At 69.0% G+C, this 14,890-nt stretch carries 15 protein-coding genes; 8 read left to right on the top strand and 7 right to left on the bottom strand.

Annotated elements, in window-relative coordinates:
* The first annotated feature begins 51 nt into the window (after positions 1-51).
* From ACQ5DX_RS18070 to ACQ5DX_RS18055, 4 genes are read left to right on the top strand one after another with little or no spacing between them, the layout of a single operon-like run.
* Positions 52-2,352, top strand: a complete 2,301-nt coding sequence (locus ACQ5DX_RS18070) for an ABC transporter permease (protein WP_430333868.1) — start codon at positions 52-54, stop codon at positions 2,350-2,352.
* The gene (locus ACQ5DX_RS18065; protein ID WP_430333867.1) at positions 2,345-3,088 is read left to right on the top strand and encodes an ABC transporter ATP-binding protein; all 744 of its coding nucleotides are present in this window, start codon (positions 2,345-2,347) and stop codon (positions 3,086-3,088) included. Before ACQ5DX_RS18070 ends, ACQ5DX_RS18065 begins: the two co-directional genes overlap by 8 nt.
* An 8-nt stretch (positions 3,089-3,096) precedes the next feature.
* Positions 3,097-3,828: an ABC transporter ATP-binding protein gene (locus ACQ5DX_RS18060; RefSeq protein ID WP_430335729.1), complete on the top strand. Its 732-nt coding sequence runs from the start codon at positions 3,097-3,099 to the stop codon at positions 3,826-3,828.
* 2 nt (positions 3,829-3,830) lie between these two features.
* Positions 3,831-4,184: a hypothetical protein gene (locus ACQ5DX_RS18055; protein ID WP_430333866.1), complete on the top strand. Its 354-nt coding sequence runs from the start codon at positions 3,831-3,833 to the stop codon at positions 4,182-4,184.
* 57 nt (positions 4,185-4,241) lie between these two features.
* Here the strand turns inward: ACQ5DX_RS18055 and ACQ5DX_RS18050 are convergent, their stop codons facing one another.
* The 4 genes from ACQ5DX_RS18050 to ACQ5DX_RS18035 all read right to left on the bottom strand — a co-directional run bounded on the left by ACQ5DX_RS18050 (position 4,242) and on the right by ACQ5DX_RS18035 (position 8,184).
* On the bottom strand, positions 4,242-4,622 hold the full coding sequence (locus tag ACQ5DX_RS18050; RefSeq protein ID WP_430333865.1) for a VOC family protein: 381 nt from the start codon (positions 4,620-4,622) through the stop codon (positions 4,242-4,244).
* Between the two features lie 16 nt (positions 4,623-4,638).
* A complete protein-coding gene (locus ACQ5DX_RS18045) occupies positions 4,639-5,088 on the bottom strand; it encodes a hypothetical protein (RefSeq protein ID WP_430333864.1) in 450 nt (149 codons plus the stop codon).
* A 181-nt stretch (positions 5,089-5,269) separates the two neighbouring features.
* Positions 5,270-5,893 carry a dienelactone hydrolase family protein gene (locus ACQ5DX_RS18040; RefSeq protein WP_430333863.1) on the bottom strand — a complete coding sequence of 208 codons (624 nt, stop codon included), beginning with the start codon at positions 5,891-5,893 and terminating at the stop codon, positions 5,270-5,272.
* 74 nt (positions 5,894-5,967) lie between these two features.
* A complete protein-coding gene (locus ACQ5DX_RS18035; RefSeq protein ID WP_430333862.1) occupies positions 5,968-8,184 on the bottom strand; it encodes an acyltransferase family protein in 2,217 nt (738 codons plus the stop codon).
* A 153-nt stretch (positions 8,185-8,337) separates the two neighbouring features.
* Here ACQ5DX_RS18035 and ACQ5DX_RS18030 point away from each other — a divergent pair, with 153 nt between their 5' ends.
* Positions 8,338-10,125, top strand: a complete 1,788-nt coding sequence (locus tag ACQ5DX_RS18030; protein ID WP_430333861.1) for a molybdopterin-dependent oxidoreductase — start codon at positions 8,338-8,340, stop codon at positions 10,123-10,125.
* 67 nt (positions 10,126-10,192) lie between these two features.
* Here the strand turns inward: ACQ5DX_RS18030 and ACQ5DX_RS18025 are convergent, their stop codons facing one another.
* Positions 10,193-11,086 (bottom strand): 1,4-dihydroxy-2-naphthoyl-CoA synthase, encoded by an 894-nt coding sequence (locus tag ACQ5DX_RS18025; protein ID WP_430333860.1) that lies wholly within the window; start codon positions 11,084-11,086, stop codon positions 10,193-10,195.
* Positions 11,087-11,169: 83 nt separating this feature from the next.
* Here ACQ5DX_RS18025 and ACQ5DX_RS18020 point away from each other — a divergent pair, with 83 nt between their 5' ends.
* The 3 genes from ACQ5DX_RS18020 to ACQ5DX_RS18010 are packed head-to-tail and all read left to right on the top strand — an operon-like array spanning position 11,170 to position 13,306.
* Complete coding sequence (locus ACQ5DX_RS18020; protein WP_430333859.1) at positions 11,170-11,814, top strand: PaaI family thioesterase; 645 nt, start codon at positions 11,170-11,172, stop codon at positions 11,812-11,814.
* Positions 11,815-11,870: 56 nt separating this feature from the next.
* Complete coding sequence (locus ACQ5DX_RS18015) at positions 11,871-12,812, top strand: o-succinylbenzoate synthase (protein WP_430335728.1); 942 nt, start codon at positions 11,871-11,873, stop codon at positions 12,810-12,812.
* A gap of 47 nt (positions 12,813-12,859) precedes the next feature.
* Entirely contained in the window at positions 12,860-13,306 is a 447-nt protein-coding gene (locus ACQ5DX_RS18010; RefSeq protein WP_430333858.1) for a DUF6918 family protein, read from the top strand.
* 84 nt (positions 13,307-13,390) lie between these two features.
* On the opposite strand, the gene ACQ5DX_RS18005 is transcribed toward ACQ5DX_RS18010, so the two are convergent.
* Both ACQ5DX_RS18005 and ACQ5DX_RS18000 read right to left on the bottom strand, forming a co-directional pair.
* Positions 13,391-14,215, bottom strand: coding sequence for a siderophore-interacting protein (locus ACQ5DX_RS18005; protein ID WP_430333857.1), 825 nt, complete (start codon positions 14,213-14,215; stop codon positions 13,391-13,393).
* 65 nt (positions 14,216-14,280) lie between these two features.
* Positions 14,281-14,877, bottom strand: coding sequence for a flavin reductase family protein (locus ACQ5DX_RS18000; RefSeq protein WP_430335727.1), 597 nt, complete (start codon positions 14,875-14,877; stop codon positions 14,281-14,283).
* Positions 14,878-14,890 lie beyond the last annotated feature (13 nt).

The raw sequence follows: 14,890 nt of genomic DNA, 5'->3' as shown, positions 1-14,890 counted from the left end.
CGCCACGGGGCGCCGCCGTCATCCCGACCGAGTTTTTCAGAGGGTTCGCAGATGGACACATTCGTGACGTTCACGATCCTGGGTCTCGTCCTGGGCTCCGTGTACGCAATTGCCGCGTCCGGGCTGGTTCTCACCTACAACACGTCCGGCATCTTCAACTTCGCGCACGGCGCCCAGGCCATGCTCGGCGCCTTCCTCTACTGGCAGCTCCGCTACGGCTGGAACATCCCGACACCCGTGGCGCTGCTCATCACGATCGGCATCGCCGGACCGCTGATGGGCCTGCTGCTGTACGCCCTGATCATGCGCGGTCTCCGTGACACCGCCGAGGTCACCAAGATCGTCGTCACGGTGTCGATCATGCTCGGCATGCTCGCGCTCTCCCAGTGGTTCTGGCATCCCGAGGATCCCCGGACCATGAAGATGTTCTTCGGAGACGACAGTCGGTTCTCGTTCTTCGGGGCCACCATCCACACGCACGAGATCATCTGTCTGGTCGCGGCAGTTGCCATCGCCGTCGGACTTCGCTTCCTGTTCACTCGTACTCGCGTCGGTGTCTCGATGCGCGGCGTCGTGGACGACCCCGACCTCCTGCGCCTCAACGGGCACAACCCCGAGCGCATCGCCGCATTCTCGTGGGCGCTCGGTTCCACTCTGGCCGTCCTCGCCGGCATCCTGGTCACCCCGATCAGCGGCGGCACCCTCGAGGCGAACATGCTGACGCTGCTCGTCATCGACGCGTTCGCAGCCGCCATGTTCGGTCGCCTGCGCAGCATCCCGCGCACGTTCGTCGGTTCCATCGTGCTCGGCCTGGCCGGCACCTACGTGCTGGGTTACTTCCCGGCCGAGTGGACGTGGACCTCGAACTTCCGCGTCTCGCTGCCGATGATCGCGCTGTTCGTCGTGCTCATCGTGCTGCCGCAGGACCGCCTCCGCGGAACCGCGGTCCGCACCCGCGAGCGCTACAACGTGCCCAGCGTGCGCAAGGCCGTCGCGTGGGGCGCCGCACTGATCGTGATCGTGTACCTGATCCGCCTGCTGATGGTCGAGTCCGCGATCACCACGCTGACCCTGGGCATGTCGTTCGCGATCATCGCGCTGTCGCTGACCCTGCTGACCGGCTACGCCGGTGAGCTGAACCTGGCGCCGGTGTCGTTCGGTGCGATCGCGACCATCGTCGCGTTCCACTTCGGCATCTCCGGAACCGGACTCGCTGCCCGCATGAACATCTGGGGCCTGATCTTCGGCACGATCGCCGCGGCGATCATCGGCGGCCTCGTCGCCCTGCCGGCGCTGCGCCTGCGCGGCCTGTACCTGGCCCTCGCGACGATGGCGTTCGGTGTGTTCCTCAGCAACATGGTGCTGCGCGACACCACCGAGCACGAACTGTTCGGCGTCAAGTTCTCGATCTTCACCGGCGGCTCCCTCGTGATCCCGGCGCTGAAGATCGGCCCGCTGGACCTGAGCAACCAGACGGCGTACCTGATGACCACCACGTCGATCTTCGTGGTCCTCGCCATCGGCGTGATCGCTCTCCGCAACAGCGGCTACGGTCGCCGCCTCGCCGCGATGAAGGACAGTCCGGCCGCATCGGCGATGCTCGGACAGAACCTCGTCAAGCTCAAGCTGAGCGTGTTCATGCTCTCGGCCGGCATCGCCGGACTCGGCGGCATCCTCATGTCGAGCGCGACCGGTGCGGTCTCGAACGAGAACTTCTCGATCATGATCAGCCTGACGATCCTCATGCTCACCGTCGTGGCGGGCATCGGCTACGTCTCGGGCGCGCTGTTCGGCGGTCTCATGGCCGGCGTCGGCTTCGCCGTGATCATGGTGTCGTTCAACAACCTCACGGCCGCGCAGCCCGAACTCGAGGGCCTGTGGACGTTCATGGGTCACCTCGCCGCCGTCAGCCCGGCCCTCATCGGCCTCGGCGTCGGCAAGAACCCGTCCGGCTCGGTGCACGACGTCGTCGAGGGCTACCGCCGCCTGCGGAACGCCAAGCCGGTGCTGATCGGCGGCGCCGCCGTCATCGCGCTGGCGTACGTGCTCGCGGTGACCGGTGTCCTCGGCAACTGGTGGTTCGCGACGATCACGATCGTCACGGTGTTCATGCTCCCGGTCGTCGGCCAGATGGTCATGCCCGCCGCCGTGCTGGGGGAGGAGGCCGCGGCCGCTCGACAGGGCACTGCGCCCGAGGACATCGGAATCGACGAGCCGTACACCGAGGAGAACCTGCTCGCACTCGACCGCGAACTCGGCCTGCCCAGCGCGATCACGGTGCACACCGCGACAGCCCACACGGCCACCGAGCAGGTCGCCTCGACGCCGAAGGAGTCGATCGTCCATGTCTGACATCCCGATCCTCGAAACCCGAGGCATCACGGTCCGTTTCGGCGGCCACGTGGCGGTCAATGACGTCAACATCACCGTCGATCGCGGCGCCATCACCGGTCTCATCGGGCCGAACGGCGCCGGTAAGACCACGCTGTTCAACACGATCACCGGTCTGCAGAAGCCGGCGTCGGGCAAGATCCTGCTCGACGGTCAGGACGTCACCCGGCTCTCGCCCGCCAAGCGCGCGAACAAGGGGCTGGCCCGCACCTTCCAGCGACTCGAGCTGTTCCTGTCGCTGTCGGTGCGGGACAACATCCGGGTCGCCGGCGACATCCACAAGGCGAACACGCGCAGCAGGATCGACGTGGACGCCGAGACCGACCGGATCCTCGAGCTCACCAAGCTCACCGACGTCGCGCACAAGGACGTCGCGGAGATCCCGACCGGCCGCGCCCGCGTGGTCGAGGCGGCGCGCGCCCTGATGACGTCGCCGCGGCTGCTGCTGCTCGACGAGCCGGCGTCCGGCCAGACCGAGCAGGAGACCGAGGACTTCGCGGAACTGCTGCATCAACTGGCCGCGGACGGACTCGCGATCTGCCTGGTCGAGCACGACATCCCGCTGGTGATGAAGCTGTGCAAGCACATTCACGTGCTCGACTACGGCGCCATCCTGGCGTCGGGCAGCGCGGAACAGGTCCAGAGCGACCCGGCGGTGATCGCCGCCTACATCGGCACGGCAGAGGAGGCGGTGTGACCGCAGAGATGACCGACGCGGTGGTCGCGCCGCAGGGCGAGCCCACCCCCTTGCTCGAATTGGCCGGTGTCCGAGCCGGATACGGTCCGATCGAGGTCCTGCACGGTGTGGATCTGGCCGTCGAGCCGGGCACCGTGATGGCGCTGCTCGGGCCGAACGGCGGCGGCAAGACCTCGACGCTCAAGATCTGCTCGGGGATCCTTCCGGTCACCCACGGCGAACTGCGCCTCGCGGGGCGGTGCGTCAACGGTGCCGAGGCCTCCGACCTGGCGAAGCTGGGCGTGTGCTCGATCCCGGAGGGCCGCGGCATCTTCGCGAACCTCACCGTGCACGAGAACCTGTGGATCGCAACGGGAACCGGCTCGGAGCTGCGCAAGCTCGAGGAGATCGCGTACACCCGGTTCCCGATCCTCGGCAAGCGTAAGAACCAGCTCGCCGGCTCGATGTCCGGCGGCGAGCAGCAGATGCTGGCGCTGTCCCGGGCACTGGGCACCAACCCCACCGTGCTGCTGCTCGACGAGCTGTCGATGGGTCTGGCCCCGCGGATCGTCTCCCAGATGTACGACATCGTCGGACAGCTCGTAGACGAGGGACTGACGATCCTGGTCGCCGAGCAGTTCGCCCGCGCCGTACTGCCCATCGCGGACAGGGCGGCGCTCATGCTCCACGGACGAGTGGTCCGCGTCGGTGCGCCCGACGAAATCGAGAACGAACTTTCCAACAGCTACCTAGGAGGATGACGATGACCACTCTCGCAGATGAGCGTCGCGCCCAGTTCAAGTCCGACGTCGCGGATCTCAAGCTCAAGACGGGCCAGTCCCGCGGCGACGGTGCCGTCCGCATCACGGGCCTGGTCCTGATGATCGTGGGTGCCGTCGCGGCATTCGTCGTCTACATCTCGTCGCTGACCCTGGACGACCTGCGCGACATCTCGTCGTACCAGATCCTCGCCACCGCGTTCCTCGCCGTGACCGTGATCGGTGCCGCCTTGTACCTCGCGGGCGCGGTCGCCAAGGTCCTGCGGCTGTGGCTGCTCCGTCAGCTGCACGAGGGCCAGGCGCAGGCCGACCAGATCGCTGCGGCTCTGTCCAAGTAGGCAAGTCGAGACAACGGCCGGGCACCCACGACGGGGTGCCCGGCCGTTGCCGTCGTCTCAGCGCAGGTCGCGGCGGATCGGGTGATCCTCCGGGATCTGCACCAGCACGATCGGGACGTCGTCCGGATCGGCGATCCACATCTCGTGCAGCCCCCACGGTTCCTTGCGGGCCTCGCGCACGATCGGCACCTCGGCTCGGATCAGTTCGGTCTGCGCATCCGCCAGGCTCCGGACCTGCATCCACAGTGCGCCCGCGAAGCGGGACTCCAGTTCGGTGCCGCCGTGCGACGTCACCTCGATCAGTCCCTGCCCGGCGAAGAACACCGTCCCACCGGGGTATTCGCGCGCAATCGCGAGGCCGAGAACATCGCGGTAGAACGCCAACGTCACCTCGTAGTCCCGGGGACGCAGAATCGTCCTGCTGCTGAGTATCTCCACGTTCTCTCCTCCTGTGTCACTGCTCCCGACCGGGCCGCGCCTCGTGGCCCGGGCGGCCCCGGGTGCGTAGGGCTTCCTTCATCTCGGCCTCGTACAGGTGCCGGCGCCCGCGGAGCAGTGTTTCGCGGACCGCCTTCTCGTGTTCACGGAACTCGGACCAGTACCCGTCGTCGAACTCCTCGACGACCTGGAACGTCCACCGGCCTTCGAGTACGTTGCGGCCCACCATCGACGTCCTCAGCCGATCTGCGCTCGCAGGATGCCCGGACTCGATCAGCATTTCCACGGCCTCGCCGAGTTGCCGATCCGCCCGCCCCATCAACTGATGGAACGCGTACAGATGGCCACGGGCCTGCTCGACCGTCTCGAGGGCCTCCGACAGCTTGCCCACGGCTTCGACGGTGGCGTCCTTGGCCCCTTCCGGGCGGCGATGCTCCGGTGCTGGCTGCTCGCGGTCGACGGTCATGGATCCAGTGTGCCTGGTGGGAATCGAGAGAGTCACACAATGATTGGAAGTCGGCAGTGGCCTCGGTGGTGGGGGATCGATCGCGGCTGTCGACCGGGAACGGACCCTCCGCGGACGGCGTTGGCGCGTCGGCATTCTCGTCGCGGCAGCCGCCATCGCCGCACGGGCCGGGAGGGTTCGGTCACGATCGTCGCCCGTGCGAGACGAACCAGTCGCGCGCCCGATCCGCGACGACGTCGAGGGTGCCCGGCTCCTCGAACAGGTGCGTCGCGCCCGGCACGATCTCGAGTTCGTGCTCGCACTCGAGCAGCTTCGCCGCCTGCCGATTCAGTTCGATCACGGTGGTGTCGAGGGAGCCGACCAGCAGCAGCGTCGGCGCCCGCACCGCCGACAGCCGTGACCCGGCCAGGTCCGGGCGTCCGCCGCGGGAGACGATCGCGGTGATGTCGGCGTCCGGCGCGGCGGCCGCGTGCAGGGCCGCGGCCGCACCGGTGCTCGCGCCGAAGTATGCGATCGACGGTGCCCGCTCTCGCAGCTGCGTCGTGACCTCGGTGAGCCGCGCCGACAGCAGCGGGATGTCGAAGACCAGCCGACGGTCGCCCTCCTCGTCGGGGGCGAGCAGGTCGAACAGCAGCGTGCCCAGGCCGACGTCCTGCAGGAGTTCGGCCACGAACCGGTTGCGCGGACTGAACCGGCCGCTGCCGCTGCCGTGCGCGAACACGACCACCGGCAGCTCGCCGGTCGGGTCGGTCAGCGCACCCGACAGGCGCACGCCGTCCACCGCGAACGTCGTCTCGGTGCTCACCTGTCCATTGCACACCCGATCGCGGGCGGACCCAAGGCGAATCGGGTCTTGGACCGATCTCGAACGTGCGCGGCTCAGCCGTCGGCGAGGGCCCGGTCGGCGAGTGCGGCGATGACGGGGGACAGGGCCTGGGCGTGCTCGATCGTGAGGTGGTTGTCGTCCCGGAACACCAGGTCGTTGCCGACGACGACCGGGCAGCGGTCGGCAGTGCAGAACAGGTCGGTGAGGTCGGCGTACTCCCCGCCGCCGGCCACTGTGGCCGCGGTCTCGGCGGCGATGCCGGACGCGTTCATCGCCGCCGCTCGCTGCGGGGAGCAGTCCGTGGCGTCGTCGAGGTGCGCGGACAGACATGTCGGCACGGTCGAATGCGGATCCGGCACCGGTCCGAGGACCAGCACGTGTGCCCCGGTGGCGTGCAGTTGCGCGACCATGCGGGTCAGGCTGCCTTGCCACTCGGGTCCGTACATGGTGAAGCCGAAGTCGCCGCCGTACCGACGGGACATGCTCAGCACGATCAGCTGTGGCCGCTCGGCCTGCAGGCGGGAGACCACCTCGCCGCGCCACTGCTCGCACTCGGTGTACTCGCGGCCGAGATACGGGCTGGTCAGCGGCAGGTCCACCAGCGGGCAGGTGACCTTGCCCAGGCTCTCCAGTCGCCAGTGCCGCTGCTCGGCGACCGGCTCGAGCGCCGGACTCCACATCGCGGCGTGCGAGTCGCCGACCAGCGCCACTGTCGTGGGCGAGGCGGTGTCTCCCGACGCGCACTCGTCCTGCCCCACCTCGAGCCACGACCGCACGCAGCCGTCGACGAACACCTCGGGCACGCTGGCCGACGCGTCCGCCAGCGGCGGGGACAGGTTCGACGGGACGGCGCCCAGCCCGGCCGAGGCCGCGACCGCGGCCTGCACCTGCGCGGTCAACTCCTGCACGGCGACGTCGTGCGGGTCGGCGGCGGGTGGCGCGGGCTCCGTCGGAGCGGTGACCGTCAACGCCGCTGCGGCGACCCCGTGGCCGATCGGGACCGGCCGCACCAGCAGCAGCACCAGACAGGCGCAGACGGCGCCCGCCGTCACCGCGCCGCCGAGGGCGAGGCTGCGGGTCGCGGAGTCGCGCAGACCAGCGGCGAACCGGACGGGGTTCTCCACCAGTCGGAGCGTGAGCACCGCGAGCCCGACGGACACCGCCACCGTGACCAGCCGGGCGGACAGGCCGAGGTCGTGGCCGACGAGTGCCGGCGCCAAGATCAGCAGCGGCCAGTGCCACAGGTACCAGGAGTACGACAGCCGCCCGATCGCCCGCATCGGCGGCAGCGACAGCGCGCGTCCTGCGCCCGACCCGGGAGCCGCGCAGCCCGCACCGACGACCAGCGCGGTGCCCAGCACCGGCAGCAGGGCCGCGGTCCCGGGGTAGGGCGTGGCGTCGCCGAGTCGCAGGCAGGCGACGACGATCAGCGCCAGCCCGCCCCATCCGGCGACCGCCGCGGGAACGCCCGGCAGCCGGCGCCACAGCGGGACGGACAGCGCCACCAGGCCGCCGGCGGCCAACTCCCAGGCCCGCGACGGCAGCGAGAAGTACGCCCACGACGGCAGCGTGTGGGTCCACGACAGCGACACCGCAAACGACGCGGCCGCGACAAGCGCCAGGACCAGCACGTACGGCAGCGCCGACGGCGCCCGGCCGGTGCGGCCCGGACAGCGCCGGACCAGCCACGCGGTGCCGATGATCAGCGCGGGCCACAGCAGGTAGAACTGTTCCTCGACACCGAGTGACCAGTAGTGCTGGAACGGCGACGGCGGAGCGTCGGCCGCCAGATAGTCGGTGCCGCGCAGCGCGAACCGGTAGTTGCCGACGTAGAGCGCGCTGGCGATCCCGTCGCCGAGATCTTCCCGGGCCTGCAGCGGCGGGAGCAGCAGGGCCGAACCGATCGCGGTGGCGATCAGCACCAAACTCCCGGCCGGCAGCAGCCGGCGGGCACGGGCGCCGTAGAACCTGGCCACCCGGACGGTGCCGGTAGCCGCCACGTCCCGCCAGAGCAGCCCGGTGATGAGGAAGCCGGAGACGACGAAGAAGACGTCCACACCGACGAACCCGCCGGCGATCCCGGGTACGCCCGCGTGGAAGAGGACGACAGCCAGCACCGCCACAGCCCGCAGGCCCTCGATGTCGGGGCGGAATCCCTTGTCGGGCGGCACGTCGACGGGACCGGGTACCTCCTCGGCGCCCGCGGAGTCCACGGGTGGAGCCGGCGACGGTGACAGATCGGTCGAAGCGCCGCGGTTCGGCTGCGGCATGCGCGTCATGATGCCAGCGGGTGATCGAGATCACGCCAGCCACGCCGCGCCTCGACGCCGCCCGAGGGGGCGTATCACCACAATCGGGACGTTCCCCCCCGAGCCGATCGGGGAGCATGCCTACATCACCCCGACGCGGGTAACGTCGATCACATGGGCACTGTCGATCGACCTGCCCCTGATCCAGGTGCCGTGTCCGGGGCGGGCGCGCAGTCGTTATCCGATCGTCGGCCGAGGCTCGAGCCTGGATCCGATGCCCTGAATCCGGACACGTGGGCCGGCCGGATCCCGCACACGGGTGGGATCGCGCCGCGTCTGCGCGTCGGTAGGGACAAATGGTTCAACGTCTTGTGGCTCCTGCCGATCGGTTTCGTCGTGCTGATCACGGCGGTCGCCATCGGAAAGGGATTGCACGACATCCCGGCTGTCCAGGACTTCATGACCCGCCATCCCGGGACCACCGTTCCGCCGGAGCTCGAGGCGCACCCGGGTTTCCCGGCCTGGGTTGCGTGGCAGCACTTCTTCAACCTGTTCCTGATGACGTTCATCCTTCGGTCGGGCATCCAGATCTTCGTCGATCATCCGCGGCTGTACTTCACCCGGAACTGCACTCCGGGAAAGGAGTGGTTACGCGTCCAGCACCGGGTGCCGGACGACCCGCTGTGGACCGCGAAGGAGGACTCGGTCGGGCTGCCGGGCCAGGTCGGGCTTCCCGGCATCCGACATTCGATCGGTCTGGCGAGGTGGTGGCACCTGGGCGCCGATGTCCTGTGGTTGGTCAACGGGGTGGTGTTCTTCGTTCTGATCTTCACGACGGGGCAGTGGCGGCATCTGGTTCCGACCAGTTGGGACGTCTTCCCGAACGCGGTGACCGTTCTCATCCAGTATCTGTCCTTGGACTGGCCCACCGAGAACGGCTGGGTGGCCTACAACAGCCTGCAGTTGCTCACGTACTTCGTGACGGTGTTCGTGGTCGCACCGGTGGCGATCCTCAGCGGTCTGGCGATGTCGCCGGCGCTGTCGACGCGGTTCACCTGGATCAGCAAGCCTCTCAACATTCAGTTGGGCCGTTCGATCCACTTCCTCGTGATGCTGTGGTTCCTTCAGTTCATCGTCATCCACGTGACGTTCGTGGTGACCACGGGCGCGCTGCGGAACCTCAACCACATGTTCGGTGGTCGCGACGACGACAGCTGGATCGGTTTCGGCGTCTTCATGGTCGCGATGGTCGTCGTCGTCCTCGGGTGGGTTGCGGCCACTCCGTTCACCTTCCGTCATCCACGGGTCGTGCAGCGAGTCGGGTATGCGTTGATCGGGCCGGCGCAACGGCTGTTCGAATACGCGGACGCGGAGCCAGGGGCCTACACCGACAAGGACATCTCGCCGTACTTGTGGCACAACGGAACCTATCCGGACAGCGACGAGTACAAGAAGATGTTCGACACGGAATTCCGGAACTACCGGCTACGGATCTTCGGGCTCGTCGAGAACCCCGCCGAGCTGTCCCTCACGGATCTGCACGCGCTGCCGTACCACGAACAGACGACCCAGCACTTCTGCATCCAGGGCTGGTCCGGGGTCGCGAAATGGGGCGGGGTGTCGATGCAGACTCTGCTGGATCTCGTGCGGCCACTGCCCGAGGCGAAATGGGTCGTCTTCTACTCTCTCGCCGAAGGTTCGGATGGCGGAACGTATTACGACGCCCACGCGATCGAGCAGATGAGTCATCACCTGACGATGCTCGCGTACGACATGAACGACGCGCCCCTCACCTACGGACACGGGGCGCCGTTACGACTGCGCAACGAACTGCAGCACGGCTTCAAACACGTCAAATGGGTGGCCGCTATCGAGTTCGTGCGCCATTTCTCCGAAGTGGGCGGCGGCCACGGCGGATACAACGAGGACCACGAGTACTACGGCTACCGGCAGTCGCTCTGACGGGCCCTGACCGGCCGTCGCCGGTGGTGACCGCGCATCCGCAAATCACCACCGGCAAAGCCGACTGCTAGTAGTACCACGGATAGGGCGACCAATCGGGGTCGCGCTTCTGGAGGAACGAGTCCCGGCCCTCGACGGCCTCGTCGGTCATGTACGCCAGACGGGTGGCCTCGCCGGCGAACAGCTGCTGGCCCACCAGGCCGTCGTCCTGCAGGTTGAACGCGTACTTGAGCATGCGCTGCGCCTGCGGGGACTTGCCGTTGATCTTCGTGCCCCACTCGATCGCGACGTTCTCGAGCTCGTCGTGGTCGACGACCTTGTTGACCGCGCCCATGTGGTGCATGTCCTCGGCGGTGTAGGTGTCGCCGAGGAAGAAGATCTCGCGAGCGAACTTCTGGCCCACCATCTTCGCGAGGTACGCGCTGCCGTAGCCGCCGTCGAAGCTGCCCACATCGGCGTCGGTCTGCTTGAAGCGGGCGTGTTCACGCGACGCCAGCGTGAGGTCGCACGTGACGTGCAGGCTGTGCCCGCCGCCGGCGGCCCAGCCGTTGACGAGAGCGATCACGACCTTCGGCATGAAGCGGATCAGGCGCTGCACCTCGAGGATGTGCAGGCGTCCGGCACGCGCCGGATCGACGGTCTCCGCGGTCTCCCCGCTCGCGTACTGGTAGCCGCTGCGGCCACGGATGCGCTGATCGCCGCCCGAGCAGAACGCCCAGCCGCCGTCCTTGGGGCTCGGACCGTTGCCGGTGAGCAGGACGCAGCCGACGTCGGACGTCATCCGGGCATGGTCGAGCGTGCGGTACAGCTCGTCGACGGTGTGCGGGCGGAACGCGTTCCGCACCTCGGGGCGATCGAACGCGACGCGGACGATGCCCTCCGTGACATGACGGTGGTACGTGATGTCGGTGAGGTCCTCGAAACCGGGGACGGGGCTCCAGAGCTGCGGGTTGAAGGTCACGAAGCGAGGATAGGCCCCGGCCGCCGGTGTGTCGGGGAGCACCTGGCCCCGGAACCGCCCCACCACGGCGCTACCGTGCAGAGATGAGCGACGGAGTGCAGACGGATGCTGCCGGCAACGACATCCACGAACATCACGGCGGATTCCCGGTGTTCACGCCGGTCGAGGCGGGCCCGAACTTCGGGCGGTTCGTCGAGTCGTTCCGGCAGCTGCAGGACCTCGCGGTCTCGACGCACATCCCCGACGACGTCGCCGAGCAGGCCATCGCACAGGCCGAGGCGCTCGCCGAGCTGATCGCGCCGTACCGAGTGCCGGAAGGCAAGTCGCCGGCCGGATTCAACTCGCAGCTACCCGGGCGGGGCAGCCTGCTGCTGCTGCCGTGGCAGTTCGAGAAGGTCGCCGCCGACGGTGTCCGCTCGCGCGGGGTGTTCCGGCTGTACCACCGTGGCGGCAACGGCGCCGCCCACGGCGGCACCGTCGCGTTGCTGTTCGACGACCTGCTCGGCATGATCGTCCACGCCTCCGGGCATCCCATCGCTCGCACCGGGTACCTGCACGTCAACTACCGCAAGGTGACGCCCATCGAGACCGAACTCGTGGTGGAGGGGCGCGTGGACCGGGTCGAGGGCCGCAAGATCTTCTGCACCGCCGAACTGCGCGACCTCGACGGCACGGTCCTGGCCGACTGCGAGGCGCTCATGGTCCAGCTACTGCCGGGCCAGCCGTGACAGCGTTCCCCGCGCTCTCCGACGTCCTGGACGGAGCCCGAGTGGTGAGCCTCCCCATGCGGGTTCGCTTCCGCGGCATCACCACTCGCGAGGCCGTGCTCCTCGAGGGCCCGGCCGGGTGGGGAGAGTTCGCGCCGTTCCCGGAGTACGACGACGCGGAGGCCGCGCACTGGCTGCGCGCCGGGCTCGAGGCGGCGTGGCTCGGCCCGCCGACGCCGGTGCGCGAGCGGGTCCCGATCAACGCGACCGTGCCCGCGATCGGACCGGAGCGGGTACCGGAGATCCTCGCCCGGTTCCCCGGCGCCCGGACCGCGAAGGTGAAGGTCGCCGAGAAGGGACAGACCCTCGCACAGGACGTCGCGCGCGTGAACGCCGTCCGCGCGCAGATCCCGAACGTGCGGGTCGACGCCAACGGCGGGTGGAGCGTCGACGACGCCGTCACCGCGCTCACCGCCCTCACCACCGACGGCCCGCTCGAGTACGCCGAACAGCCCTGTGCGACAGTGCCGGAACTCGTCGAGGTCCGCCGCCGACTGCCGGATGTCCCGATCGCCGCCGACGAGAGCATCCGGCGCGCCGAGGACCCTCTCAGGGTGGTGCGCGCGGGCGGCGCCGACGTCGCCGTCGTCAAGGTGCCGCCGCTGGGTGGGATGCGTCGGCTGCTCGCGCTGGCCGACGAACTCGCCGGTCACGGTGTCCCGGTGGTGGTGTCGAGCGCGCTGGACACCGCTGTCGGAATGGGCGCGGGTCTCGCCGCCGCGGCCGCGTTGCCCGGTCTGAGGCACGCGTGCGGCCTGGGCACGGGCGGGCTGTTCGACGCCGATGTCGCTGCGCCGCGGGAGATGTCCGACGGCTGTCTGGACGCGCGCCCGGTCGTCCCGGACCCGGCCCGCGTGACCGAACTGGCCGCTTCTGCCGAGCGCGCCGAGTGGTGGCTCGCACGGCTGCGCCGCTGTTACAAACTGCTCGCCGCCGACGAGGGTGCCGACCTCGTATAGTGTCGTGCCCGGCCAGATACGGAACAGTCGATACGGAGGCATTGGAAGTGGTTGCAGCGCTGAACGACACCCTGTTGGACGACGCACGGATGCCCGCGGTTCTCGCGGACGTCGAGGCGCTCGTCGACGCGGAGGTCTCTGACAAGAAGGGTGCGTCGGGACTCGCGCTGAAGGGCGGCTACGCGGCGGTCAAGAAGGTCGGCCCGTCGATCGTGCCGGACGCCATCGAGGGGCTGCTGCCGGCGTTCGTCGCGCGCCTCGAACCGTTCTGGCAGGAGTTCAGTGCCAGCGGTGAGGGCAGCTTCTCCGCGTTCCTGGTCGCCCGCAGCGATGCCGCGGCCGACGCGCTGCTGGGTGTCACCGACGAGCGCATCGAGGGCAGTGACAAGGGCGCGATCAAGAAGGTCTACTCGACGCTGCGCCCGTCGGCGAAGAAGCACGTCGTCGAGGCGCTGCCGCGCCTGGGCGATCTGGTGCAGAAGCACGCCGCCTAGTCGACGGCGAACAGTGGGCCCGCTCGGTGATCCGGGCGGGCCCACAGTCGTTTCGGGGATTCAGTACGCGGCGTGCCCGCTGTGTCAATAAGCGGCTCGGCCCCGGCGCCAGTAGCCGGTGAAGGCGATGTCGGACTTGGGCACGTGACGGTCGGCGACGAGGTGACGCCGCACGCCGGTCGCGAGATCGCTCTCGCCGGCGACGAACGTGTAGAACGGGCCGGCAGGGAAGTCCGCGGCGATGACCGTCGACAGGGCCAGCGCGCCGGGCCGCGCCGCCGCATCCTCGCGTACCAGCCAGTGCACCTCGACCTTGTCGCTCACGGGCACGTCCTGCCGGTCGTCGGCGTGGGCGATCTCGATGTACGCCCGCACGGGCAGCGCGGAATCGACCGAGCGAAGGATGCCGACGATCGCGGGCAGCGCACTCTCGTCACCCACCAGCAGGTGCCAGCGGGCGTCGGGGGTGGGGTTGTAGATCAGGCCCTCGTCGAGCAGGCCTAGCGGGTCGCCCGGCGCACACGCGTCGGCCCACGCCGACGCCGGACCGAGGTCGCCGTGCGACGCGAAGTCGATGTCGAGTTCCGGGCCGTCGCCGAAAACGCCTCCGGCGGGGCGGAATTCGCGAACCGTGTAGTTGCGCAGCACCGGGCGTGCGTCCTTGGGGATCAGCTTGAACTGCGCGTACCACAGGCTGCCGGCGGAATGGGGCAGCCGGAAGTCCGTCTGCTCCCGATCGGGGATGAACATCCGGAACCACTGATCGAAGCCCATCGGGATGAACCCCTGCAGGCCGTCGCCGCCGATCGTGACGCGCGCGAAGTTGGGGCTGATCCGCTTGCTGCCCAACACGTGCGCCGAGATGATCTCGCGCTGTTCGGGTTTGACGAACTTGGAGCGTTTGGCCATGGCATTCCGTCCCGCGAATCCGGTGGTAGTTTAGCCAACCCTAATACGGCCGAGGCTCCGGTGGGTCATCCTGGTCGGCCCGGGCGGGGGAGGCGGCGGACCGGCGGGGTCATGCCCCACTCGTCGCGGCCCAGGCGGCTGAGCGGCGCCAACGCCGCGAACGCGGGCAGGCCGTCGTCGGCGATCGCCTCCGGCCGCACCGCCACCGCCAGGACGTCACCCATCACGACGAACGACTCACCCACCTCGATCACCTGACGCAGCCGGCACTCGATCGCGAGGGGGGAGTCGGCGACCCGCGACGGGCGTATGCGCTCGCTCGGCTCGCTCGCGATGCCCAGGACTGCGAACTCGTCGGTGCCCGGCTCGTACGGTGCCGAACTGGCATTGACCTTCTCGACCATCGGTTCGGTCGCGAGGTTGACCACGAACTCGCGCGTCGCCTCGATGTTGCGCAGACTGTCCTTGCGGGTGACCGACGTGAACTGCACCACCGGGGGGCTCGCGCTCGCCACTGTGAAGAAGCTGTACGGCGCCAGATTGGGCACGCCGTCGCCGGACAGCGTCGACACCCACGCGATCGGCCGCGGCACCACCGACGCGGTCAGCACCTTGTAGAAGTGGCCCGGATCGTTGTCGGCCGGGTCGAAGATCGTGCGCACCATGTCGACCATC

This window comes from Rhodococcus sp. ACT016 (genome assembly GCF_050477185.1).
In the GTDB taxonomy this organism is placed as follows: domain Bacteria; phylum Actinomycetota; class Actinomycetes; order Mycobacteriales; family Mycobacteriaceae; genus Prescottella.
Note: the sequence above shows the minus strand (reverse complement) of the source record. Positions and strands in the feature narration are given on the sequence as shown.